Origin of the sequence: Exiguobacterium acetylicum DSM 20416, from assembly GCF_000702605.1 — a bacterium.
Classification (GTDB): Bacteria; Bacillota; Bacilli; order Exiguobacteriales; family Exiguobacteriaceae; genus Exiguobacterium_A; species Exiguobacterium_A acetylicum.
The window spans coordinates 533,201-557,212 of record NZ_JNIR01000001.1 but is presented as its reverse complement, the minus strand read 5'-3'; the positions used below and the strand labels follow the sequence as shown (position 1 = coordinate 557,212).

21 protein-coding genes, 1 riboswitch and 2 other annotated features are annotated in these 24,012 nt (G+C 49.3%); of the genes, 9 read left to right on the top strand and 12 right to left on the bottom strand.

Going from position 1 to position 24,012, the window contains the following annotated elements; translation table 11 throughout:
• The first annotated feature begins 21 nt into the window (after window positions 1-21).
• Window positions 22-795: a sporulation protein gene (locus P401_RS0102825; RefSeq protein ID WP_029341129.1), complete on the top strand. Its 774-nt coding sequence runs from the start codon at window positions 22-24 to the stop codon at window positions 793-795.
• 178 nt (window positions 796-973) lie between these two features.
• Window positions 974-2,890, top strand: a complete 1,917-nt coding sequence (locus tag P401_RS0102820) for a glycoside hydrolase family 3 protein (protein WP_029341128.1) — start codon at window positions 974-976, stop codon at window positions 2,888-2,890.
• A gap of 30 nt (window positions 2,891-2,920) precedes the next feature.
• On the opposite strand, the gene P401_RS0102815 is transcribed toward P401_RS0102820, so the two are convergent.
• Both P401_RS0102815 and tenA read right to left on the bottom strand, forming a co-directional pair.
• Window positions 2,921-3,217 (bottom strand): hypothetical protein, encoded by a 297-nt coding sequence (locus P401_RS0102815; protein ID WP_152548166.1) that lies wholly within the window; start codon window positions 3,215-3,217, stop codon window positions 2,921-2,923.
• A 51-nt stretch (window positions 3,218-3,268) separates the two neighbouring features.
• A complete protein-coding gene (gene tenA, locus P401_RS0102810) occupies window positions 3,269-3,964 on the bottom strand; it encodes a thiaminase II (protein ID WP_034785925.1) in 696 nt (231 codons plus the stop codon).
• 74 nt (window positions 3,965-4,038) lie between these two features.
• Window positions 4,039-4,145: riboswitch (TPP riboswitch) on the bottom strand.
• A gap of 193 nt (window positions 4,146-4,338) precedes the next feature.
• On the opposite strand from tenA, the gene P401_RS0102805 reads away from it, so the two are divergent.
• The 7 genes from P401_RS0102805 (at window position 4,339) to P401_RS18000 (ending at window position 13,522) form a co-directional block, all read left to right on the top strand.
• Window positions 4,339-5,220, top strand: coding sequence for a DUF1002 domain-containing protein (locus P401_RS0102805; RefSeq protein ID WP_029341125.1), 882 nt, complete (start codon window positions 4,339-4,341; stop codon window positions 5,218-5,220).
• Between the two features lie 272 nt (window positions 5,221-5,492).
• Window positions 5,493-7,292 carry a ribosomal protection-like ABC-F family protein gene (abc-f, locus tag P401_RS0102800; RefSeq protein ID WP_029341124.1) on the top strand — a complete coding sequence of 600 codons (1,800 nt, stop codon included), beginning with the start codon at window positions 5,493-5,495 and terminating at the stop codon, window positions 7,290-7,292.
• Window positions 7,293-7,488: 196 nt separating this feature from the next.
• Window positions 7,489-8,952, top strand: coding sequence for an alanine/glycine:cation symporter family protein (locus P401_RS0102795; RefSeq protein ID WP_029341123.1), 1,464 nt, complete (start codon window positions 7,489-7,491; stop codon window positions 8,950-8,952).
• Between the two features lie 137 nt (window positions 8,953-9,089).
• The gene (locus P401_RS0102790; RefSeq protein WP_029341122.1) at window positions 9,090-9,983 is read left to right on the top strand and encodes a diacylglycerol/lipid kinase family protein; all 894 of its coding nucleotides are present in this window, start codon (window positions 9,090-9,092) and stop codon (window positions 9,981-9,983) included.
• Between the two features lie 245 nt (window positions 9,984-10,228).
• The gene (locus P401_RS0102785) at window positions 10,229-10,945 is read left to right on the top strand and encodes a peptidoglycan DD-metalloendopeptidase family protein (RefSeq protein WP_029341121.1); all 717 of its coding nucleotides are present in this window, start codon (window positions 10,229-10,231) and stop codon (window positions 10,943-10,945) included.
• Window positions 10,946-11,061: 116 nt separating this feature from the next.
• Entirely contained in the window at window positions 11,062-13,035 is a 1,974-nt protein-coding gene (locus P401_RS0102780; RefSeq protein WP_029341120.1) for a penicillin-binding transpeptidase domain-containing protein, read from the top strand.
• 16 nt (window positions 13,036-13,051) lie between these two features.
• Window positions 13,052-13,522, top strand: coding sequence for a GNAT family N-acetyltransferase (locus P401_RS18000; protein WP_029341119.1), 471 nt, complete (start codon window positions 13,052-13,054; stop codon window positions 13,520-13,522).
• Window positions 13,523-13,779: 257 nt separating this feature from the next.
• Here the strand turns inward: P401_RS18000 and trpA are convergent, their stop codons facing one another.
• From trpA to P401_RS0102720, 10 genes are all read right to left on the bottom strand, one after another.
• Window positions 13,780-14,562 (bottom strand): tryptophan synthase subunit alpha, encoded by a 783-nt coding sequence (gene trpA, locus P401_RS0102770; RefSeq protein WP_029341118.1) that lies wholly within the window; start codon window positions 14,560-14,562, stop codon window positions 13,780-13,782.
• Window positions 14,562-15,758, bottom strand: coding sequence for a tryptophan synthase subunit beta (gene trpB, locus P401_RS0102765; RefSeq protein ID WP_023467602.1), 1,197 nt, complete (start codon window positions 15,756-15,758; stop codon window positions 14,562-14,564). The genes trpA and trpB overlap by 1 nt, the downstream gene beginning before the upstream one ends.
• Window positions 15,755-16,324, bottom strand: a complete 570-nt coding sequence (locus P401_RS0102760; RefSeq protein WP_029341117.1) for a phosphoribosylanthranilate isomerase — start codon at window positions 16,322-16,324, stop codon at window positions 15,755-15,757. Before P401_RS0102760 ends, trpB begins: the two co-directional genes overlap by 4 nt.
• On the bottom strand, window positions 16,321-17,088 hold the full coding sequence (trpC, locus tag P401_RS0102755; protein ID WP_029341116.1) for an indole-3-glycerol phosphate synthase TrpC: 768 nt from the start codon (window positions 17,086-17,088) through the stop codon (window positions 16,321-16,323). Before trpC ends, P401_RS0102760 begins: the two co-directional genes overlap by 4 nt.
• The gene (gene trpD / locus P401_RS0102750; RefSeq protein ID WP_029341115.1) at window positions 17,085-18,101 is read right to left on the bottom strand and encodes an anthranilate phosphoribosyltransferase; all 1,017 of its coding nucleotides are present in this window, start codon (window positions 18,099-18,101) and stop codon (window positions 17,085-17,087) included. The genes trpC and trpD overlap by 4 nt, the downstream gene beginning before the upstream one ends.
• 6 nt (window positions 18,102-18,107) lie before the next feature.
• Window positions 18,108-18,674: an anthranilate synthase component II gene (locus tag P401_RS0102745; protein WP_029341114.1), complete on the bottom strand. Its 567-nt coding sequence runs from the start codon at window positions 18,672-18,674 to the stop codon at window positions 18,108-18,110.
• Entirely contained in the window at window positions 18,671-20,065 is a 1,395-nt protein-coding gene (gene trpE / locus P401_RS0102740) for an anthranilate synthase component I (RefSeq protein WP_029341113.1), read from the bottom strand. Before trpE ends, P401_RS0102745 begins: the two co-directional genes overlap by 4 nt.
• Before the next feature lie 51 nt (window positions 20,066-20,116).
• Window positions 20,117-20,366: a binding site (T-box leader), on the bottom strand.
• Window positions 20,367-20,414: 48 nt separating this feature from the next.
• Window positions 20,415-20,666 (bottom strand) — a binding site (T-box leader).
• A 56-nt stretch (window positions 20,667-20,722) separates the two neighbouring features.
• Complete coding sequence (locus P401_RS0102730) at window positions 20,723-21,991, bottom strand: dihydrolipoamide acetyltransferase family protein (protein ID WP_029341111.1); 1,269 nt, start codon at window positions 21,989-21,991, stop codon at window positions 20,723-20,725.
• A gap of 14 nt (window positions 21,992-22,005) precedes the next feature.
• The gene (locus P401_RS0102725; RefSeq protein WP_023467596.1) at window positions 22,006-22,989 is read right to left on the bottom strand and encodes an alpha-ketoacid dehydrogenase subunit beta; all 984 of its coding nucleotides are present in this window, start codon (window positions 22,987-22,989) and stop codon (window positions 22,006-22,008) included.
• Window positions 22,986-23,999: a thiamine pyrophosphate-dependent dehydrogenase E1 component subunit alpha gene (locus P401_RS0102720; protein WP_029341110.1), complete on the bottom strand. Its 1,014-nt coding sequence runs from the start codon at window positions 23,997-23,999 to the stop codon at window positions 22,986-22,988. Before P401_RS0102720 ends, P401_RS0102725 begins: the two co-directional genes overlap by 4 nt.
• Between the last annotated feature and the right edge of the window lie 13 nt (window positions 24,000-24,012).

Below are 24,012 nucleotides of genomic sequence, written 5' to 3'. Positions count from 1 at the left end.
AATCAAAAGGAGGAATTCATCATGTTCAAAAAAATTCTCTCACAAATCGGAATCGGTGCCGCAACGGTCGACACACGGTTGACGGATGATCGCTGTGAACCAGGCGGTCAAATCCACGGTGTCGTCCATATCAAGGGCGGAAACGTCGATCAAGAAATTGACCGGATTTATCTTGAATTCAACACGCAGTACAAACAAGAAGTCAATGATAGCACGACATTTACGACCTTCACGCTCGACCGGTTTGCTTTAAATGAAGCAAAGTTCACGATCGAAGCGGGTGTCGAGCGGGAAATTCCCTTTACACTACGCGTGCCACTGAATACGCCACTCTCGGTCAGCCAATCGAAATCGTGGATCGAGACGGGTCTCGACATCGCTCAAGCCGTCGATCCATCGGACCGTGACGCCGTCATCGTCGAAGCAAACCGTTACCAAGCAACAGTCTTAGATGCCATGGAGTCACTTGGCTTCCGATTGAAAAAAGCCGACACGGAAAAATTACCTGGACGATTCCGGAAAGATTTACCGATTGCTCAGGAGCTTGAGTATTCAGCTCGCAATACACACTACGCTCATAAACTGGATGAGATCGAAATCATCATGCTTCAAGACGGATCTGGGATTGATTTAATCGTCCAAGTCGACCGTCGTGCGCACAGTCTCGGATCATTATTCAGTGAAATGGCTGGTGCGGATGAGTCGATGATCAAATTGCGTCTGTCCAATAGTGAATTGCAAGATCAATCGATTGTCGAACGTCAGCTGACAAACATCGTGGAACGCTATAGCTAATCAATCGATCGAATTTACTTGAAAGTGATTCCTCTTCAGGGGAATCACTTTTTTATTTAATTTTATTTCAATTTGAAATCGTTTACATATAAAATATTGTTTTAAAATAATCCCCTTGCTATACTGTCCGTATTGAAAAGAATTCCAGTCACGGTTTGACTAAAGGAGTACATACATCATGAAAAAAATCGGACAGTTCACGTTAACAGCAGGACTCGCAGCAGTACTTGTCTCAAGTAGTTTGCCTGTCATGGCAGAGGCAGGGTCTTCAGCCGATCGGATCAGTCAAAAAATCGACACGATGACACTCGAACAAAAAATCGGACAAATGATCATGCCCGACTTCCGGCAGTGGAATGGTAGCAATCATACATCGCTTGCCCCAGAAGTCGCGAACATCATCGACCGCTATGATTTAGGTGGCGTCACCTTGTTTGCTGAGAACGTCAGCGAAACCGAACAGACGACGAAACTCGTTCATGATCTGCAAGAAGTCGTCAAACAAGACGACAGTAACGATATTCCGCTCTTCGTCACGATCGACCAAGAAGGGGGCATCGTCACTCGGCTCGGAACAGGGACGAACTTACCTGGCAACATGGCGTTGGGAGCGACCCGCAGCAGTACATATGCGAGTGATGCCGGTCACATCATCGGTTCCGAACTGCGTGCGCTCGGCATCAATGTCAACTTCGGTCCGGATCTCGATGTCAACAGCAACCCTGGAAATCCCGTTATCGGTGTCCGCTCGTTCTCGAGTGATCCGGAGCTCGTCGGTACACTCGGTTCCGCTTTGATGAAGGGAATTCAGGATGAAGGCGTTGCGGCGACCGCCAAGCACTTCCCGGGTCACGGCGATACGGCAACTGATTCCCATTATGGCTTACCGGTCGTTGACCGCTCCCTGCAGGAGCTAGAACAAGTCGAGCTCGTTCCATTCAAACGAGCTATCGCTGAAGACATCGATATGATCATGACGGGACATATCGGAATGCCACAAATCGAACCTGAAGTCGTCACATCGAAAAACGGTACCTTCCCTTTACCTGCTACGTTGTCGGATGACGTCATCACAGGTGTGCTACGCGAAAAACTCGGTTACGATGGCATCGTCATTACGGACGCACTGAACATGCAGGCGATCGTCGATAACTTCACGGAATCAGAAGCCGTCTTAAAGACGTTTGACGCCGGTGTCGACATCGCGCTCATGCCGACGATTCTTCGTTCCGAACAAGATGTCGAAAAGCTCGACCAGATTTTCAAGGACGTGATTGCGGCGGTCAAAGACGGTCGCCTTTCAGAGGAACGGATCGATCAGTCGGTTGAACGGATTCTGACACTAAAGGCAGAGCGCGGAATATGGAACGGTACGACCAATACGACATCCCTAGCTGAAAAAATCGCACAAGCGAATCAAATCGTCGGTAGTCCCGAGCATAAAGCAAAAGAACGTACGATGACGGAAGCCGCCGTCACACTCGTGAAAAATGATCAGCGGACATTACCATTCAAACCGAAAAAGAATGCCAACGTCCTTGTGATCGCCCCTGCGGCGGATCAAACGGACAGCATGAAAAAGACGATTGCTTCCCTACCGAAGAATCGGAACTGGCATGTGACGACAGCGAATTACTCGGCTACTACGCTACCACTTGAACAAAATCCAACCCTCCGAGCGCAACTCGATGCAGCGGACTATATCATTGTCGGCTCAAACGTCAATACGAGTGCTAAACTACTGCCTACCGCACCAGAACAAGCGATTCCGGCTTCAATCTTCCGCTATGCGAAACAAACGGATACACCATCCGTCCTACTCAGTCTCCGTAACCCATACGATGTCGCCGTTCAACCAGATGCACCGGCGCACGTCCTCGTATATGGCTTCAAAGGCGACCCAAACGGTCCAGACTCCGAAGCAGGCAATCTGAAATCAGCGGGACCGAACCTGCCGGCAGGTATCCGAGCGATCTTCGGAACGTTCAAACCGCAAGGCACTTTACCCGTTGATGTACCGGTCTTTCAGAACGGTATCTTTACCGATCAACTGCATCTTAAATTCGGTGACGGCTTTAAAAACTGGAAGAAATGATGACGTGATACACCAAAAGACCGAAGCTCCTTAAAGGATGCCTCGGTCTTTTAATGATTGATACGGATATTCAGCTTCTTCTTTCGCACGCTGGTAGACGCGGTATAACCAATAAGTCAGTAGTGCATAGACGACGATGACAAGAACAGCAGAAATATAGCTCCCCATGCTATACGCTACCTTAAAGTTACGCGTCGAAGCGGATATACCGGACAACACGATTAGTATCGGAATGATATATCCAATAAATCTTACTTTGATTTTACCAAGCATTCGTTGTACAGCATATGCCGCACTGATCACAAGTGCGATCACGATGATTTCCATTCCAATCCCTACTTTCACTAGATGGTATTCCTAATTCTACCATTTAGCAATTCAAGAAGATACCGTCCGTGCTGGAATCGTTTCGTAAACCGACGTGAACGTCTCTTCCGTCCATCCCATATGCCAGAAAAGTAACTCATAGTAACAACTCGTCACGAAATGACGTTTCATCCGCTCGCGTTCCGTCGGACTCGCTTGCTCCGACAGCGCATCAAGCCGTGCAATCTGTTCAAGGACGACCTTTTCAAACCATTCCGAGCTATACGTGTCGATCCATTGCTGATAGATTTTTTCTTCCGGAGTATACGTCAGTAATTGTTGCCCGACTTCGTAATACAACCAGTAACATGGCAAAATGGCAGCAATCGTCTCACCGAGTGTCCCTTCGCTTGCATGATGCATGTGCGAGACGTACGCATATGCTGTCGGTGCCGGTTCGAATGCTTCAAGGTCTGCTTCCGTAATACCGAGCGGCTCAAAAAATGATTGATGTAAGCTCAACTCTGCCTCGTAAGTCGAAGTCGCATGCTCGGCAAGTGTTGCGATCGTTGCAAATTCGTCCGCTTTTGACGCTGCTCTCGCCTGTATCTTCGCAAAGTGTTTTAAGTAGTAGGCATCTTGCATGACGTAATGCCGAAATTTCGAGAGCGGTAACGTCCCCTCTCCGATTCCTTGAACGAATGGGTGCGTAAAACTACTATCCCAATACGCTTGCGCCGCTTGTTTGATTTCTTGTGTGAATGTCATGATCTCATCCTCCTCGTTTGGTATGAAACGAAAAAAACACCACCCCGAAACACACGGGCATGGCGCAAGAAGAACAAGACTTGACGCCACTTCCCTCCGTAAGTACGAACTTAATCAGGTTCAAAGGGTCCGAACGTCTTCGTTCGTCTCAGTCAGCCTACTGACTCCCCTAGTGGTCATTATTCGATTCCCATCCACTATAGCATGCTGAAAACGGAAGTCAAGTTGTCCTTTTTTCGCTATACTATGGAGTGTCAGAAGACGGATACCGTCTCCATCTGCAGACCGATTCCGAACAGACATCGTTACCGTACACTAAATTTAGTACCTGATACTATAATTCATTCTGTTACTTACAATTGGAGGATTTCATTATGCATACACCAACAAAAATCATGGCATCAGCCGTTATCGCTTCTGCTTTATTACTCCCAACAGCCGCATCCGCCGAACAAGTCGTCGATCAGACGATCGTCACACTCGGGGAGTCGCTCGGCGCAAAAGATAAAGCATGGGTGCTTTCACGTCTCAATGCACCGGAAGGGATCACACCGATCATCGCAACTTCTGCTGACGAGGAAAAATATCTCGGGAAAAACATCCCACAGTCGCAAAAAGGCGGCAACATGTATTCGTCGGCTAAAATCGAACTGACGGAAAAAGGAGATGGACTCTCCGTCTCAACGGAGAACATCACGTGGGTGACGAAGGATATGTATCTCAACGCTCTCGTCACGGCTGGGATCAAAGATGCCGATATTACGATTACTTCCCCTTACAAGGTCACCGGGACATCGGCACTGACAGGAATCATGAAGGCGTACGATCAAACTTCTGCCGAGACCGGAATTAAGTTAAGTGACGAACGCAAGGATCTAGCACAGCAAGAATTATCGGTCACATCAGACGTCGGGAAAACCGTCGGAACGGATAAGGTCGCTGACTTGATGAATGAGATCAAGGCTGAGATCGCCAATCAAAAACCAGAAACCAAAGTCGAGATCGAAAATTTGATCGTCCAAGTCATTCAAAACAACAATATCCAGTTGTCTGACACACAAATGGACCGGCTGACGAATCTGTTCAATCAAATGGAGCAAGCGAACATCAACTGGGGACAAATCGAGAGTGGATTGAAAAATGCGGGGCAAGACATCCACGCGTTCGCAACATCAGAAGAGACGAAAGGATTCTTCGCTAAACTATTCGATGGGTTAAGTGACTTCTTCAGTTCGATCGCTGGCGTGTTCAAATAATTCAGACTTCCGTAACTGAAAAAATAGTAGTAGACTAGATGTATCTGAAACGAAAGGTGGTGTGAAAAGATGGACTTTGCCGCGTGCAAACACTGGTTAATGGAACAATTGTATCTGTTGCGCGCGATTTTTCATGGAATGGCGTTCTAAGGCACCCGTCTGTCCTTTTTTAGAACTTCATGAATGAAAAATACAGCAAAGCGCATCTTTCACACGTTAGGGAGAGTGCTATTTGCGCTCTCCTTTTTTGATGCGCGCGAAAGGAACAATTGATGATGATTTGCGACATTCAACACCTGACTAAACAATTCGGAGGCGAGACGATCTTAGCGGACGTTTCCCTCTTCTTAAACGAACACGACCGCGTCGGTCTGATTGGACGAAACGGGAGTGGCAAAACGACATTACTCCGCTTGCTTGCTCGCCTCGAGCAACCGGACGGTGGTGTCATCTATCAAAAAAGCGGTTTGACGATCGGCTACTTGGAACAACTTCCTGTTTATAGTGAGACGATGACCGGACTCGACGTCCTTTGGACAGCGTTTGCAGACATTCTCGCGATTCGTTCTCGAATGCAACAGTTGGAGCAGATGATGGCGACAGCACCAGATGATCTCGATGCACTACTCGTGCGATATGCGGAAGCGACGAATGCGTTCGAACAAAAGGATGGCTACCTGCTCGACTCGAAGATTGAGCGCATGGTGAACGGATTACACTTACGTCCGTTACTCACGCGTCCTTTCCACCAGTTGAGCGGTGGTGAACAGACGAAGATTTGTCTCGGTCGCATGTTACTCATGGAACCAAATCTGCTCATTCTTGACGAACCGACGAATCATCTCGATTTAGCTGCCGTGGAATGGCTTGAGCAGTTCTTGCGGGACTACACAGGGACCATCCTGCTCGTCTCTCACGACCGGGTCTTCTTGGACGCCGTCGTCACTTCGATCGTTGAGCTCGAAGATGGTGAACTGACAGCCTATATAGGGAACTACAGCGCGTTCGTCGTCGAGAGAGAACGCCGTCTGCTCGAGCAGTTCCATGCGTATCAAGAGCAACAGAAAAAAATCAAAAAAATGAAGGAAGCGATTCGTCGTCTTCGGCAATGGGCAAACGAAGCGTCTCCACCGAGTGAGAAATTATTCCGTAAAGCGAAATCAATGGAGCGGGCACTCGAGCGGATCGAGCGGATTAAACGACCACAACTCGAAGCCAAAACCGCTGATGTCTCCTTCTCCTCCACCGATCACACGAGCCAAGTCGTCTTTCGCGCTGAAGAGCTCTCGTTTGCTTATGGAACCCGTCCTATTTTTGATGGCGTCTCGTTCGAAGTCATGGCACAGGATCGTATCGCGATCGTCGGAACGAATGGGAGCGGGAAATCGACGTTGCTCTCACTGTTGCTTGACGAATTATCACCGGACGCGGGCACACTCACGCGTGGACCATCAAATCATGTCGGTTACTTGTCCCAGCATGCCCATTTCGAGGAGGACGCGCGGTTAATCGACTGGTTTAGACAACGAATTGCCGTTCCGGAAGCAGAGGCACGCCATATCCTTGCCCGGTTCCTATTCTTTGGACCGACTGTCTTCCGGTCCATTTTGTCACTGAGCGGAGGCGAACGTGTGCGATTGCAACTCGCCGTCCTCGTCCATTCGTCGATCAATGTCTTAATTCTCGACGAGCCGACGAACCATCTCGATATTGAATCCAGAGAGACGCTTGAAGAAGCACTCGAGAATTTTTCTGGTACATTGATTGCCGTCTCACACGACCGCTATTTCTTGAATCGTCTTTTCTCGCAGATCCTGTGGCTCGAAAATGGTCTGACACGCTATCATGGTTCGTATACGTACGCCCAACAGAAGCGTACCGAGTTCGCTACGGCTTCCTCACTCCACGTACCCCCTCGAAAACCAAAGCGCTTGTCGCAACACGAGCTGGAAGTGCAGATTGAGCGACTTGAACGGAAATTAGCAAAACGTGAAAAACCAACTGATACCGTTTCTAAAAGCATCCAACAGCAACTCGATGACCTATACGAACAGTTGCTACAATATGGATGATTTAGCTTTCCTTGACTGTCACTCTCGATACCGAGAGCGACAGTTTTTTCGTTCACCTACAAAGTTTTTAACTCCTAACATTTAGCTAACTTTATTAAGTTTTAAAATTTTATTTTAATTTGTTGTTGATTGTTATCTGAAAATTCGTATAATTTAGCGTATAGCTTTTATTATTCTTTGGGAGGAATACACCATCATGAACGCCATTCAGCAAGTTATTCAAGGAAGTGTCGATTACGCCAATAACATTTTATGGTCGTATGTACTAATTGCCGTATTGATCGGCGGCGGGATCTACTTCACGATCCGAACTGGCTTCATCCAATTCACTTACTTAAAAGAGATGTTCCGCGTCACGCTCGATAAAAGTGAACAAACAACAGACGATAAAGGGGAAAGCATCACTTCTCTCCAGTCGTTCTTTATCGGTGCTGCGACACGGATTGGTACGGGTAACCTTGCCGGTGTCACCATTGCCGTCACACTCGGCGGACCAGGTGCCGTCTTCTGGATGTGGATGGTCGCTCTCTTAGGGGGCGCGACGGCTCTCATCGAAAGTACACTGGCTCAAGTCTATAAAGTACGCGATACGAAATCGAACGCGTACCGTGGTGGTCCTGCCTACTACATCGAAAAAGGCTTGAAGAACCGAGCTCTCGGAATCGTCTTTGCAATCTTGATTGCTGTGACGTTTGGTCTTATCTTCAACTCCGTTCAATCAAACACGATTGCCGCTGCCTTTGACAATGCGTTCGGTATCAACACAGCTGTCGTCGGTGCTGCACTCGTCGTCTTGACTGGACTCGTCATCTTTGGTGGTGTCCACCGTGTCGCGAAATTCTCTGCGATCATCGTTCCTATCATGGCAGGTCTCTACTTGATTGCTGCTCTTTATGTCGTCGTCACGAACCTGTCGGAACTTCCTGGTGTATTCGCAATGATCTTCAAAAGCGCCTTCGGAATCGAGCAAGCATTCGGTGGCTCGGTCGGTGCTGCGATCTCACTCGGTGTCAAACGTGGATTGTTCTCAAACGAAGCCGGGATGGGGTCTGCTCCGAACGCTGCTGCTGCTGCTGAAGTTTCGCACCCAGCAAAACAAGGTTTCTTGCAAACACTCGGCGTATTCCTTGATACATTGATCGTCTGTACAGCGACAGCAACGATCATTCTCCTCAGTGATAGTTACGCTGCTGGAAATGGCGAAGGAATCGGTATGTTACAAAACGCACTCTCTGAGGAATTCGGTGCGATTGCGCCACCATTCATCGCACTCAGCGTCTTCTTATTTGCTTTTAGTTCGATCGTTGGTAGCTACTACTACGGCGAAACGAACATCGAGTTCATCAAACAAAGTCCTGCAGCCGTCTTCGGTTTCCGGATTGCGACAATGGGCTTCGTCTTCATCGGATCCGTTCTTAGCCTCGGTATGGTATGGAGCTTTGCCGATCTCTTCATGGCAGGCATGACATTGATCAATATGACAGCGATTCTCCTCTTGAGCGGCATCGCCCTCAAAGTCATCAAAGATTATCAGGAACAACGGAAACAGGGACTCGATCCTGTCTTCTCAGCAAAAGCACTCGGGATCGAAAATACGGAGTGTTGGGATGTCGAAGAAGAAGCACGTCCTGCGGCTGGTGAAGTGCCTCCATCACAATAAATCACTTCTGAGTTCGAACTTTAGCACCGAGTAAGCCATACGCCTACTCGGTGTTTTTATTTGTCAAAAAGAATTTGGATTATGTTTTCATCGGACAGGGAAAAAGTCAACAGATTGTCCTGAAGGAGGAATTCATCTTGTCTCAAGTCATGCTCATCATCAACCCGTCTTCCGGTAAAGAACTCGGAAAAAAACACGCAACGCTTGCCGAAGAAACACTTGCTACTCGTTTTGAAACCGTCGACGTTCGGTTCACGGAAAAAGAACACGATGCGACGGAATTTGCACGTCATGCTGCCCAGTCTAATTACGACGCCGTCATCGCCATGGGAGGTGACGGAACGGTCAATGAAGTCATCACCGGAATCGCAGAACAACCACATCGCCCAACACTCGGGATCGTCCCACTCGGAACGGTCAATGACTTATCGCGCGCCCTACACATCCCAACGGATCCGGAAGAGGCGATTCAGATCTTAGCTGATGCCCCTACCCGACCGCTCGATATCGGTAAATATGATGACCATTACTTCATGAACGTCATCGCTGTTGGTCTGATTGCGGAAGCCGTCGAGGAAGTCAGTGTCGAACAAAAAACGTCACTCGGATCGGTTGCCTATTTCATAGAAGGTCTGAAAGCCTTTAAGGATCATAGCCCGTATCCGATCGAAATCGATTCCGCTGAAAAACAATTCGATGGGGAGGCACATTTGTTAATCATCGCTTTGACGAATTCAGTTGGCGGATTCGAATCGTTTGCGGAAGACGCAAAAGTCGATGATGGACTGTTGCACGGTTTCATCATTACGAAGCTCGGATTTTTTGATGCGCTTCAAGCATTACCTAAACTCATCACAGGTGGGTTATCAAAGGCCGATCAAATCGAACACTTCACGACGACACGTGTTGAAATTCGCTCGAAAGAGGAATTGCCGATCAATGCCGATGGAGATACAGCAGGTCACGTTCCCGTGACTGTCGAAGTACTCCCGCAACATTTGACTGTGTTTTCACCCTCTTCTGCTGAATAACAGTATAGGTTCATAGAAAAAAGAACTGACTCTCCGTCAGTTCTTTTTTACTTATTAATCCATTACAATATATGTTAACAAAGCGTAATTTTGAAACATATTTGAAATATTTTCGTGTTATTGACGATGCTATAATCATCTCAGGCGAAAAATCATTCTTTAAAATAAATAATTATACATAAAATCTTACAATTTTGTAATGATCAGTTCTGGCGCTTCAGATTTTTAAGGAGGAAATACACTCAATGAAACGTTTACTTACAACAATGACAATGACAGCTTTGGTAGTTTCAGGTTTTGCTACAACGAGTACTTCGAAAGTCGAGGCCGCAACAACATATAAAGTAAAGGTCATGGCAGACGGACTTCGTGTTCGTACAGGTCCATCAACGGCTTATAAAATCGTCGGTATCGTCAATACAGGACAGACATTCAATTATCTCGGTGTTTCCGGTTCATGGACAAAAATTTCTTACGGTGGCGCATCACGCTATGTTTCTTCTACATATGTTAAAAAATACAGTACGACGACTTCAACAAAAGCAACGACTGGTTTCTCTCGTCCAGCGAGTGGCCCGATCACACAAGGATATGGTGCTGCAAGTGGCGTTTACGGTTACACGTTCCACAACGGTATCGATATCGGTGCTCCAGCAGGTACACCTGTCTATGCATCAGCCGCTGGTAAAGTCATCACGTCTCGTTATTACGGCGCGTATGGCAATCATGTCATGATGACACATACTGTTAACGGCATCCAATATACGACGGTGTATGCACACTTGAACAGTCGCTCTGTCGCAGTCGGACAAACGATTGCAAAAGGATCGAAAATCGGTACGATTGGTGCAACAGGTAACGCGTTCGGTGCGCATCTTCACTTCGAAATGCATCGCGGTCCTTACGTCTACAGCGGAACATCTGCTGCAAACAGCGTTAATCCACTCAATTACTTCAACTAAGCTTGATTCACCGGACTTCTCCCCATGAGAAGTCCGGTTTTGTGTTTCAGATGAAATCTCCTGACAGGAGTGGTACGGTATGATTATGAGTCTAATCCACAACGGAGGCGAAACCCATGAAACGAACGATCCCTCTTCTTTTATCAGCGACGTTTGGTGTGGCGTTACTTGCCGGATGTCAAGATCAACCGACACCAGAAGAACGTCTTGATGCCTACATCAAACTTTGGGAAAAACAAGATTACGATAAGATGTATACGTACGCGAGTACGGCTACTAAAAAAGAATATGGTAAAAAAGAATTCATCGACCGGACAAAACAATTGTCGAAAACGCTTGATATCAAAAAGTTATCCATCGAACGGAAGAAAGCGAAGGAAGCAACGGATGAAGAAAAAGCGTCTCTTCCCGTGCGGATCTCTTTCGATACGGTTGCAGGAGCCGTTGCTTATGATAAACAAGTTCCGTTAACATTCGAGAAACAAGGAGAAACAGAAAACTGGTTCATTGACTGGGACTCTTCGTTTGTTCTAAAAGACTTTAAGAAAGAAGACAAGGTTCAGTTACAAACCGTTGAAGGGAAACGCGGTGATTTACTCGACGCGAACGATAAACCGCTCGCGACCTCCGGTAAAGGGTATGCTGTCGGCGCAACTGCAGGACAACTTAAAGATGTCGCACAAGTTGCCGAATTGCTCGACCGCCCGACCTCATCGGTTGAAGATTCCTTAAAAGCAAGTTGGGTTAAGGATGGACAATTCGTTCCGCTCAAAACACTGACCGATGAAACAACGGTATCGAAATTGCGTGACATTGCAGGGATCAGCGTCAAAGAGACGGAAGTCCGAACATATCCACTCGGAAAGGCCGCTTCACACTTGATCGGTTATATCGGTTCGGCGACAGCAGACGAGATTAAAGAATCAAAAAATAAAATCCAAGCTGGCGAACAGATCGGGAAACGGGGTCTCGAACAAGTCCTTGATGATCGCTTACGCGGTAAAGCCGGAGCTTCGATCATTCTACAAAAGAAAGACGGATCAAGCGTCACCGTCGCTGAAACAAAACCGACGGATGGTGAGGATATCCCGTTGACGATTGATGCTACGCTCCAGAAAAAAACATATGACACGATGAAAGAGGCTCCAGGAACGGCATCGGCAATCGATCCGCGGACTGGTGAGACGCGTGTCTTACTCAGCTCCCCAGGCTTTGATCCTTCTGAGTTCATGTCAGGGATCTCGCAAGCGCGACTCGATGAACTGACGCAGGATCCGGATCAACCGTTGTTGAACCGATTCACGAGTGCCTTCGCACCCGGTTCGACTCAAAAGCCTCTGACGGCCGCGGTTGGCTTAAAGAGTGGAACACTTGACCCGGAAAAAGCCTATACGATCAATGGACTGAAAAATAAGATCGATGGTTTTAACGTCACACGGATTCACGAAACGCCAGCACCCGTTAATCTGCACAATGCGCTCGTTTATTCCGATAACATCTACTTCGCCCGTTCCACACTCGAACAGGTTGGAACGAAGGCGTTCACGTCTGGACTTGAAGCGCTCGGTTACGGTGAGAAGTTACCGTTCACGTATCCGCTACGCGCTTCTCAAATCTCAAACGACGGGACGATTGCTTCAGATGGACAACTGATGGATACGTCGTATGGACAAGGACAGATGCTGACAAACATTCTCCACCTAGCGTCGATGTATGAAATTTTCCTAACTGACGGAACGATTTATCGTCCGACCCTTTTACAAGAGGAAAAAACGAAGCAAGTCTTCAAAAAAGATCTGCTGGATGCGAATGACGCGAAGATGATTCGCGATGATCTCTATGACGTCGTCCATAACGGCTACACACTCCCGGCTGACATCAAGGAAGTCGATGTTGCCGGTAAGACCGGCACGGCAGAATTGAAAAAGGCAGGCGAAACCGATGGAAAAGAGAACGGCTTCTTCGTCGGTTACGACAACGACAAAAAAGATCTTCTCGTTGCCATCATGATTGAATCGGTCGAAAAAGAAGATCGTGGCAGTCCGTATGTATCGGGTCTCGTCGCCGAAGTACTCAAACAAAATCGATGATCGGAGTGATTGCTTGATGATCCGCACGAGCCGTACTTCAGACCTCTCTGTCCTGCTTTCCTTGACGGCAGATACGTTCGAGCATCATAAGCGGTTATCACCACATTTTCATCCAGATGTTTTGACGCCTTATACGCTAGAGTCCTTAGGACAAATGCTCGATTCAGAACAACACCTCTGTCTGACGTCGCTCGACGGAGACGACATCACCGGTTACTTGTTCGGTAAATGGACGGCACCAGCACCTGACCGGTTCAAGCCCGTTCGGATCCTGAACGTCACCGACGTTGGTGTCACCTTTTCCCATCGTTCTTCGGGAACCGGTCGCCAGTTGATGCAGGCGGCGGAAGAACTAGCACTCGAGCGAAAGGTCGATGCGGTTCGCTTGAATGTCTGGGCGGTCAACGATCGTGCCGCAACGTTTTATGAGGAACTCGGATTCGAACCGCTGTATACCAACTTGCAGAAGTCGCTCGTTCAACAGTGACATCTATACGAAAAAGGGACTGACTTAAAAAGAATGACGCGTCTTTTCACGCCCTTTCCTCAGGCGAGACACAAGACTCGCTTTCCTGCTTCATTCAAGCAGAAATGCGGGCTTGTTCGTCTCTCAAGCGCATAAATGCGCTTTTTCCTGTAGGAGTGGCGTGTGACGCGTCATTTTTTTACGAGAAAAGGGTGGCAGATTATCATTCTGCCACCCTTTTCTTTATAGAGACTGACTTTTGAGTCAGCTCTTTTTTATTAATGTGACGGCGTCGCCGCAAGACGCGCTGCCATCAACTGTTGAATCGTTTCTCGATCATTCTGATGGAGTAAGTCGACGATCTTACTACCGACGATGACACCCGAGACTGGGTGACTCAATTGTTTGACATGTTCCGGTGTACTGATCCCGAATCCAGCAAGGACCGGTACTGGACTGTTTGCTGCGACGTTCGCTAAGTGGTCTTCGAGCGCCGTATCAAACGTCGTCTGTCCGCCTGTCGTTCCGTTGACCGTGACCGCATAGAGGAAGCCTTCACTTTTATCGGCAATCTTTTGGATCCGCTCCATCGGACTCGTCAAGGAGACGAGTTGAACGAGCGCGATGTCCGATTTGTCTTCTTGTTCGAAAAACTGTTCGCTCTGCTCAAGCGGCAAATCAGGAATGATCAGTCCGTCGACCCCGACTTCGCGGCATGTCGCTAGAAACGCTGTTAATCCGTAGCGGAAAATCGGATTCAGGTACGTCATCAAAACGACCGGAACATCGACGGTCTGACGGGCAACGCGAACTGCCTCAAGGACATCCTTCAGTCCGACGTTCGCTTCTAGCGCCCGGAGTCCCGCTTCTTGAATGACCGGACCGTCAGCGACGGGATCCGAAAACGGGACACCAACTTCAATCGCTGTCGCGCCGGATTCAGCGAGAAACGAAAGGATTTCCGGGAGTTGATCAATTCCTCCATCTCCGCCCATCACGTACGGGATGAAGGCTTTCTCCCCTTTGCTCGTAACGTTACGAATGGCTGTTTCTAATCGCATCATGCTTCCCCCTTTAGTGCGTTTCTGACAGTGACGACGTCTTTGTCGCCGCGTCCTGATAGACAGATGACGAGAATCTCTTCTTTGTCCATCTCTGCCGCGAGTTGAGTCGCGTAGGCAATGGCGTGTGCCGATTCGAGTGCCGGGATGATTCCCTCCTTACGGCTCAACAACTGAAGTGCTTCGAGAGCTTGTTCATCGGTCACCGCTTCATACTGAACACGACCGATATCTTTTAGCAGACTATGCTCCGGACCGACACCCGGATAATCGAGTCCAGCTGAGATTGAGTGCGCTTCTTGTACTTGACCATGTGCATCCTGTAAGAGATACATCATCGAGCCGTGCAAGACACCGACCTCTCCTTTTGTCATCGTCGCTGCGTGTTTCTCTGTGTCGATTCCGCTACCCGCTGCTTCGATTCCGTATAATTTTACATCTGTATCATCGATGAACGGATGGAACATGCCGATCGCGTTACTACCGCCGCCGACACAAGCGACGATCGCCTCCGGCAGACGTCCCTCTTTTTCGATGATTTGGCGTCGTGTCTCTTTTCCGATGACCGCTTGGAAATCACGGACGAGTTGCGGGAATGGGTGTGGTCCGAGAACAGAACCCATCAAGTAGTGCGTGTCCTCGACATGTTTGACCCAGTAACGAAGTGCTTCATTGACGGCATCTTTAAGTGTCCGACTCCCTTGGGTGACCGGGATGACGGTTGCTCCGAGTAACTCCATCCGGAAGACGTTCAACTCTTGACGACGGACGTCCTCTTCGCCCATGAAGATGACACATTCGAGGTCGAGTAAAGCACAGACCGTCGCTGTCGCGACGCCGTGTTGTCCTGCCCCTGTCTCAGCAACGATTTTCCGTTTCCCCATCCGTTCAGCCAGTAACGCTTGACCGATCGTATTGTTGATTTTATGGGCACCGGTATGGTTCAAGTCTTCTCGTTTTAAATAGATCTTTGCGCCACCAATCGTTTGCGTCAAATGTTCGGCAAAATAAAGTGGTGTTTCACGTCCGACGTATTCTTTCAGCAATTCGTCCATCCGTGCTTGAAACGCTGGATCCTCTTTTACGGTTGCGTATGCTTCTTCGAGTTCGATCACCGCGTGCATCAATGTTTCCGGGATGTAGCGTCCTCCGTATTTACCATATTGTCCGAGTGTATCCGGTTGTGCGTAGCTCATGCTTCTCTCTCCTTTACGGCATCAGCGAATGCCTGCATTTTGATGGAATCTTTCCGTCCATCCGTCTCGATGCCACTTGAGACATCGACGGCGAACGGTTGATATCGTTTGATTGCTTCTCCTACGTTGTCAGCTGTCAAGCCACCGGCAATGAACAGTGGACGTTCTGCTTGAATATCTCGTGACCAGTCGAATGTCTCGCCACTTCCAGCAACCGGTGCGTCGACGAGTAAATAATCCGTCTGTTGTTCTACTTTTGCGATATCCGTCACCGGAATCGCTTGAATGGTCGGAACCGGTATCTTGCCGTCCGGGATCGTCCCATGAATTTGAACGAGATCCAGTTCGACCTGTTCGACCGCATCAATCACCTGTTGATAGGTCGGGGAGACGAAGACACCGACGACCTGGACTGTACTTGGAATATCGCGTCTAAGACGTGCTGCCTCTTCCAGCGTGACCTGTCGTTTACTTTTAGCAAAGACGAAGCCGATGTAGTCCGCTAAGCGAACTGCTGCTTCGACATGTTCTCTTTCCCGGAGACCACAGAACTTAATCCGTGTCATACGCGCACGCCACTCACTTCTCGGATGAAGACTTGTGGATCGTCTGCCCGCATCAATGTCTCGCCGACGAGAATTCCGTCTGCACCGGCAGCATGTAATCGCTGTGCTTCCTCGACCGTCTTGATGCCACTCTCACTGATGTACCGGACGTCCGGTTGTTTCTGTTCGAGTAATCCGACCGATGTCTGTAAATCGACTTCGAACTTTTTCAAGTTGCGGTTGTTGATGCCGATGATTTGCGCACCGATCGCCTCTGCTCGGCGTAATTCCTCTTCGTCATGGACTTCGACTAAAACCTCAAGTCCTTCCGCGTAAGCATACGCATACAAGTCAGCAAGCGTCTCTTGTTCGAGAGCGGCGACGATCAAGAGAATCAACCGTGCTCCATGTGCTTTTGCGCGGTCAATCTGAATCCGGTCGATCATGAAATCCTTACAAAGCACCGGGATGTCGACTGCTGCAGCGACTGCCGCTAAATCATCCATCGATCCTTTGAAGTACGTCTCGTCCGTCAAGACGGAGATGACGGTCGCCCCACTCGCTTCATATTGTTTCGCTTGAGCGACGACGTCGACGTCAAGTGCGATTGCCCCTTTTGATGGCGACGCTCGTTTGATTTCCGCGATGACGGATAACTCCGCTCCCGATAGTCGTTGCTTAATCGACGGCTTCAATGCCTCCCGGTCGATCCGTTCGACACCAGTTAATTTCAATTGTAGGACTTCTGTCCGTTTCGTTTCGATGATGCGATCTAAGATATTCATCCGATTGCTTCCTCCCGAGTCATTTGTCGTAATTGATTCAATCGTTCCATCGCTCGTCCTGAGTCGATGCTATCTGCTGCTAAAGCGATTCCTTCTTGAATCGTCTTCGCACGGTTCGCTGCAAAGAGGGCAATTCCAGCATTGAGTAGGACCGTGTCACGATAAGCACCATGCTCACCACCAAGGACTTGCAGTAAAATGGCCGCATTTTCTTGTGCACTACCTCCGCGAATCGCTTCAAGCGGTGCGGTCTTCAGTCCGACTTCCTCCGGATGAAGACTGAAGCGAATCAGCTCGCCTGCGTCGAGTAAGACGAGTTGGTTCGTTCCGGCAAGGGACGCTTCATCCATTCCGTTCGCACCGTGCAAGACGATTGCCCGCTTCCGACCGAGTCGATGTAAAGTCAATGCCATCGTCTCCAGCATATCCTCGCGGTAAATTCCTAATAGTTGTGTCTTGAGCGGAACTGGGTTCGTCAATGGACCGATCAAGTTAAAGATTGTCGGAATCCGCAAATCGCGTCGGACCTTCATGATTTGCTTGACACGTGGATGCATCCGTTGCGCAAACAAGAAGGCGATTCCGTTTGACTCGAGCTGTTCTGCTAAACGTTCCGGTGTCGTATCGAGCGAAACCCCAAGTGCTTCGAGCACATCAGCGCTGCCCGTTTTACTCGAGACACTCCGGTTCCCGTGTTTTGCGACTTTCATACCAGCACCTGCTAGAACGAAGGCCGCTGTCGTACTGATGTTGAACGATTGTGAGCCATCGCCTCCTGTACCGCAGTTATCCATGAACTCACCCGTGACCGGAATGTCGAGGGCGACCTCGCGCATGATCGAAGCGAGACCAGCTAATTCTTCTGCAGTCTCCCCTTTTGCTTTCAATGCAACGAGAAAAGCGGCAATTTCGCTATCGGTAACGTCTTCCGCAAACAGTTCGCGTGCTGCTTGTTGCATCTCTTCATATCGTAAATGTTTCGCTTCTGCTAATTTCAATAACGTCTCTTTCATCGTTTGTCACTCCTTCGTCAATTCAATGAATCGTTTAATCATCTGCTGTCCTTGTGGTGTTCCGACGGATTCGGGATGGAACTGGATTCCGAAGGTCGGATGCGTCCGGTGTTCGAGCGCCATGATCGTCCGGTCATCCGTTTCTGCCGTGATGACGAGCTCCGTCGGTAAGTCGTTTCGAGCGACGATCAGCGAATGATAGCGCATGACCTCTAACGTTTCCGTCATTTCGGCGAAGAGTTGTCCCGATTGTCGAATCATCGATGTCTTCCCGTGCATGATGACCGGTGCTTCGACGACGCTTCCTCCGAATGCTTCGCCGATTGCCTGATGTCCGAGACAGACACCGAGAATCGGTACTTGACCCGATAATTGACGAATCAGATCGATGCAGATGCCAGCGTCAGCCGGGCGACCGGGACCGGGTGAGAGGATGATGCCGTCCGGCTTCATCTCGCGGAGTCCTTCTATGCTGACCGCATCGTTTCGAATGACGTGGACGTCCGTATAAACGGATGCGTATTGGTATAGGTTATAGGTAAAGGAATCATAGTTATCAATCAGGACGATCATTTCCAAACCTCCAGTAGTGATTTCGCTTTGTGTAACGTCTCCTGGTACTCGAGGCGTGGAATCGAGTCGTAGACGATGCCAGCACCTGCTTGAACAGAGGCGACACCATCTTTGATCACCATCGTCCGGATGGCGAGGGCAAAATCCATATTCCCCCGAACATCGAAATAGCCGACAGCCCCGGCATATACTTCTCGTTTCACCTGTTCGTACTGGTCAATCAACTGCATCGCTCGGATTTTCGGAGCTCCCGTGACCGTCCCAGCTGGTAGACAAGAGACGAGTGCGTCTGCTCCGGTCTTTCCGTCTGCTAACGTCCCTTCAACGACGGAGACGAGGTGCATGACGTTCTTGAAGCGCTCGATTTGCATGAATCGCGTCACCTCGACGGTACCGATCTGACAAATCCGACCGAGGTCGTTGCGTCCGAGATCGACAAGCATCCTGTGCTCGGCGCGTTCCTTCTCATCGTGAAGCAACTCCTCTGCCAGCCGTTCGTCCTCCTCTTTCGTCTTCCCCCGGCGGCGTGTGCCGGCAATCGGATTCGTCGTCACGCGATTCCCTTTGACTTGGACCAAACTTTCCGGGGAGGCACCGAGTACGATTGCTTCCCCTAAGTCGATATAGAAAAGATAAGGGCTTGGATTGTCCTTGCGGAGCTTCCGATAAAACTGGAACGGGTCACCTGAGAACGTCGCATCGAGGCGCTGTGAGAGTACGAGCTGGAAGACGTCGCCTTGGTGGATATGCCTCTTCGCTTGTTCGACGAGTCCTTCAAACGTCTCTTGATCCATCAATGGTTCGTAGACGACATCTCGGAGTGGACGCTCGATATCCGTTCGCTCTCGCGGTTGCTCAAGTTGTACTTTCCGCTCTGCTAGACGTTGACGTAATTCATCACGATCGGTGATGCCACCGAGCGACGTCTGAATCAAATGAACACGATGTTCGAGATGATCGAACAGGATGATTTGGTCGTATACGGCGAGTAGCGCGTCCGGTAGTTGTCTCGTTCGCTCTGGAATATCACCAAGCGTTTCATAGGCGCGCATCATGTCGTAACCGACATATCCGATCCCACCCGCTAAAAACGGAAGGTCTTCTTCAACGCCATCCCGGAGGATCATCTGTTGCATCAGTCGTACTGGATCACCCGTTTCCTGCGTCAATCGACCTGTCGTCAACTGTTCCCGCGTCACGGTCCGTCCATCTGCGCGAATCATCTCCACCGGATCAACACCGATGATCGAATACCGTCCTTGATCCGTATGCGCAGAACTTTCAAGCAAACATTTCTGTGTTCCGCTCAGTTGTTGAAAAATCATGATCGGCGTCATCTCGTCGCCGTTTAGTTCAAGTTGTTCGATGATAAGTGTGTCTGTCTGAACCATCCCTGTTCGCCTCCTGGAATATAAAAAAGTCCCCCACACAGCGTATGCTGCATGGAGGACGATGATCTCGCGGTGCCACCTCTCGATTGGAACGGTTCGACCGTTCCCACTCTGTCTGATGCGTCTAAATAAGAGACATCATAGCCTACGATAACGGGGGCATCCGTCGCGACCTACTTCTTCGTTCAGCCACGCTCTCATGAGACCATTCACGAAACCTCGGCGTACGGAAGTCGCACCATTCTTCCGCTCTCTGAAACGCCGATGTTGTCTCGCTACTTAACTCACTCTACGATTTGTTCGATTCGATTGTATACGAAAAGGGTCTTCTCGCCCATTCATGTAGAACATGAAGGACGGGAAGACCCGCGGTACCACCTTCGTTGACGATGCTGACACCGTCCCCTTTGAAACGAACCGGACCATTGTCCTGATTCGTCGACCCCGATAACGGGAGGAACCCGTCAGAGCCTACTACCCACTGAAGGGATTCGGTCTGAAGCTCAGAAGGCCATTCGCTTGTTACCCGATACTGATTCGCACCACCCATCAGCTCTCTTGAATCGTTTCACAAGTTACTTCTCTTCGTCTTTGCTATCGTGTGTTGAATTGATTCTTATATTACGATGCTTCTTCTTCCCTGTCAACTGGAAAATCTCAGTATAAGGAAAGTTGGTTCGGATCGATCGATTCGAGTGCTTGTTTGACGGTTTGCAGGAACTGTCCGGCCACTAGTCCGTCGAGTACTCGATGGTCGATCGACATACAGAGGTTGACCATGTCGCGTGCTGCGAACATGCCGTTCACCCAAACTGGACGCTTGACGATCGATTCAACAGATAGAATCGCAGCTTGCGGGAAGTTGAGGATCGGTGCCGATTGGATCGAACCAAACGATCCTGTATTGTTGACCGTAAACGTCCCGCCTTGCATCTCTGCAGACGACAACGTGCCTGCTTGTGCGCGTTTCCCGAAGTCATCAATCGCGCGTGCGATTCCCTTGATGCTTAGTTCATCCGCATTCTTGACGACTGGTACGAACAGAGCGTCCTGCGTCGCGACGGCAAGTGATAGGTTGATCGCTTTCTTTTGAATGATCTTATCTCCCGCCCATGTCGAGTTCATGATCGGATGTTTCTTCAATCCTTCGACCGTCGCCTTCATGAAGAACGGCAAGAACGTTAGTTTGACCCCTTCTTGTTTGAAGAACGCATCTTTATGACGATTACGTGCTTCGACCAAGTTCGTGACATCCACTTCGATCATCAACCAGGCATGTGGCGCTTCGTGTTTCGCACGAACCATGTTCGAAGCGATTGCTTGACGCACACCGGCAGTCGGAATCTCGATGTCGCCCGTTTCCGTCGGTTGTGGTGTACTGACCGGACGTTTCGGTGCGGATGGTGCTTCTGTTGGAGGCGCTACCGGATTCGCTTGCGCTTCCGGTTTTGGTTCAGTTGCTTGTGGTGTCGGAATAGAGCCAGACTCGATCAGTTTCAAGAGATCTTTCCGGGTAATCCGTCCGCCGGCTCCTGTCCCCGTCACTTGTTCGAGATCAATGCCGTGTTCACTCGATAGTTTCAAGACAGCTGGTGAATAACGTTTTTTCATCGATGTATCAGCCGTCGTCGTCTCTTCGACAGCAGGTACTTCTTGTTCTGTTGCAGCGACTTCTGTTGATCCGCCGCTGACTTGCATCGTGACGATCGCGTCACCGACTTGCAACGTATCACCTTCTTCAGCAAGCAGTTTTTCAATCACACCATCAAACGAAGATGGGACTTCTGCTGTTACCTTATCGGTAATGACTTCTGCAATCGGATCATATTTTTTGACAGTATCGCCCGGTTTGACGAGCCACATCGAAATCGTCCCTTCAGTGACGCTTTCCCCGAGTTGTGGCATCGTAAGTGTTTCAGTCTTCATCGGTCAGTTCCCCCTTAGTATGCGTGTAACGTCCGGATTTTATCTTCAATCTTCTCACTTGAGATGTTGAAGAACTTCTCCATCGTCGGAGCGTATGGCATCGCTGGTACGTCTGGACCACAGAGACGCTCGATTGGTGCATCGAGATCGAACAATGCTTCTTCTGCAATGATCGCCGACACTTCGCTCATGACGCTACCTTCTTTATTATCTTCCGTGACGAGCAAGACTTTCCCCGTCTTTTTCGCTGCTTCGACGACGGCTTCACGGTCGATCGGATAGACGGTCCGCAAGTCAAGGATGTGAACATCGATCCCGTCTTTTTCAAGGCGTGTCGCCGCCTCGAGTGCCATATGGACACATAGTCCGTAAGTGATGATCGTCACGTCTTCGCCCTCACGCTTGACGTCTGCTTTACCGATTTCAACCGTATAATCGCCTTCAGGGACATCCCCCTTCAACAGACGATAGCCCCGTTTATGTTCGAAGAACAAGACTGGGTCATTCGAACGAATCGCTGCCTTTAGCAATCCTTTCGCATCGTATGGATTCGATGGGATGACGATTTTCAAACCTGGCGTCGAGTTGAACATCGCCTCGACCGACTGAGAATGATAAAGTGCCCCGTGAATACCGCCGCCAAACGGTGCGCGGATGACAATCGGACATGTCCAGTCGTTGTTCGAACGATACCTAATCTTCGCCGCTTCACTAACGATTTGGTTGACTGCTGGCATGATGAAGTCAGCAAATTGCATTTCAGCAATCGGGCGCATGCCGTACATCGCAGCTCCTATTCCGACACCGGCAATCGCACTTTCAGCGAGCGGTGCATCGATGACACGTTCTTCTCCGAATTGTTCGAGCAATCCTTGTGTCGCCCGGAAGACACCACCACGGACACCGACATCTTCGCCGAGGATGAAGACGGACTCGTCGCGTTCCATCTCTTCTTTGATTGCACTGTTGATCGCTTCGATTAAACTTAACGTCGTCATTTCGTTTCCTCCTCGTCGTACACATAACGTAATGCATTTTCTGGCGCGTCGTAAGCCGCTGCTTCCGCATAAGCTGTTGCTTCGTCGACTTCTTTTTCCATCGTTTGTTCGATTGCGGTCGCTGATTCTTCCGTCAGGACACCCATTTCGATCAGACGCGCACGGAAGAGTTTGATCCCGTCACGTGCTTTTAAGGCATCGAGTTCTTCAGCAGAACGGTATGATTTATCGTCATCATCCGATGAGTGTGGTACGAGGCGTTCGACTTCAACTTCGATCAAGGTCGGACCTTCTCCCCGTAATCCGCGTTCGCGCGCTTCCTTGACGACTTTGAAGACAGCAAGTGGATCAATACCGTCCACTGTATAGCCAGGCATTCCGTAACCGATCGCCCGGTCAGCAACGTGTTTCGCAGATAACTGTTTCGAGAGTGGTGTCGAGATGGCGTATTTGTTGTTTTCACAGAACAAGATGACAGGAAGCTTGTGAATTCCGGCAAAGTTTGCCCCTTCGCAGAAGTCTCCCTGGTTTGAAGATCCCTCTCCGAACGAGACGTACGCGACGAGTGGCTCCTTACGCATCTTCGCAGCTAGTGCGATCCCGACAGCATGTGGTACTTGTGTCGTGACCGGACTTGAACCTGTGACGATGTTCAAGGCACGTGAACCATAGTGTCCTGGCATTTGGCGACCACCTGAGTTCGGATCTTCTGCCTTTGCGAATGCCGACAGCATGATATCGCGTGATGTTTGACCAAAGTGCAAGACGACGCCTAAATCACGATAATACGGCAAAATGTAGTCCGTTCCTTTTTCAAGGGCGAACGCCGCACCGACTTGAGCAGCTTCTTGTCCTTGACATGAGACGAGGAAAGGAATTTTACCAGCTCGGTTCAATTTCCACATCCGTTCGTCAATCTTCCGCGCACGGACCATCGTTTCGAACATGTGAATCGCGTCCTGTTCCGTTAATCCGAGTTCTACTAATTCTTTGAATTCTATTTTTTCCATCCGTAATTCCTCC

What these genes read in the sequence shown, in the direction of transcription:
- P401_RS0102825 (WP_029341129.1), top strand. Translation starts at nt 22, where the DNA reads ATGTTCAAAAAAATTCTCTCACAAATCGGAATCGGTGCCGCAACGGTC.
- P401_RS0102820 (WP_029341128.1), top strand. Translation starts at nt 974, where the DNA reads ATGAAAAAAATCGGACAGTTCACGTTAACAGCAGGACTCGCAGCAGTA.
- P401_RS0102815 (WP_152548166.1), bottom strand. Translation starts at nt 3,217, where the DNA reads ATGGAAATCATCGTGATCGCACTTGTGATCAGTGCGGCATATGCTGTA.
- tenA (WP_034785925.1), bottom strand. Translation starts at nt 3,964, where the DNA reads ATGACATTCACACAAGAAATCAAACAAGCGGCGCAAGCGTATTGGGAT.
- P401_RS0102805 (WP_029341125.1), top strand. Translation starts at nt 4,339, where the DNA reads ATGCATACACCAACAAAAATCATGGCATCAGCCGTTATCGCTTCTGCT.
- abc-f (WP_029341124.1), top strand. Translation starts at nt 5,493, where the DNA reads ATGATGATTTGCGACATTCAACACCTGACTAAACAATTCGGAGGCGAG.
- P401_RS0102795 (WP_029341123.1), top strand. Translation starts at nt 7,489, where the DNA reads ATGAACGCCATTCAGCAAGTTATTCAAGGAAGTGTCGATTACGCCAAT.
- P401_RS0102785 (WP_029341121.1), top strand. Translation starts at nt 10,229, where the DNA reads ATGAAACGTTTACTTACAACAATGACAATGACAGCTTTGGTAGTTTCA.
- P401_RS0102780 (WP_029341120.1), top strand. Translation starts at nt 11,062, where the DNA reads ATGAAACGAACGATCCCTCTTCTTTTATCAGCGACGTTTGGTGTGGCG.
- P401_RS18000 (WP_029341119.1), top strand. Translation starts at nt 13,052, where the DNA reads ATGATCCGCACGAGCCGTACTTCAGACCTCTCTGTCCTGCTTTCCTTG.
- trpA (WP_029341118.1), bottom strand. Translation starts at nt 14,562, where the DNA reads ATGCGATTAGAAACAGCCATTCGTAACGTTACGAGCAAAGGGGAGAAA.
- trpB (WP_023467602.1), bottom strand. Translation starts at nt 15,758, where the DNA reads ATGAGCTACGCACAACCGGATACACTCGGACAATATGGTAAATACGGA.
- P401_RS0102760 (WP_029341117.1), bottom strand. Translation starts at nt 16,324, where the DNA reads ATGACACGGATTAAGTTCTGTGGTCTCCGGGAAAGAGAACATGTCGAA.
- trpC (WP_029341116.1), bottom strand. Translation starts at nt 17,088, where the DNA reads ATGAATATCTTAGATCGCATCATCGAAACGAAACGGACAGAAGTCCTA.
- trpD (WP_029341115.1), bottom strand. Translation starts at nt 18,101, where the DNA reads ATGAAAGAGACGTTATTGAAATTAGCAGAAGCGAAACATTTACGATAT.
- P401_RS0102745 (WP_029341114.1), bottom strand. Translation starts at nt 18,674, where the DNA reads ATGATCGTCCTGATTGATAACTATGATTCCTTTACCTATAACCTATAC.
- trpE (WP_029341113.1), bottom strand. Translation starts at nt 20,065, where the DNA reads ATGGTTCAGACAGACACACTTATCATCGAACAACTTGAACTAAACGGC.
- P401_RS0102730 (WP_029341111.1), bottom strand. Translation starts at nt 21,991, where the DNA reads ATGAAGACTGAAACACTTACGATGCCACAACTCGGGGAAAGCGTCACT.
- P401_RS0102725 (WP_023467596.1), bottom strand. Translation starts at nt 22,989, where the DNA reads ATGACGACGTTAAGTTTAATCGAAGCGATCAACAGTGCAATCAAAGAA.
- P401_RS0102720 (WP_029341110.1), bottom strand. Translation starts at nt 23,999, where the DNA reads ATGGAAAAAATAGAATTCAAAGAATTAGTAGAACTCGGATTAACGGAA.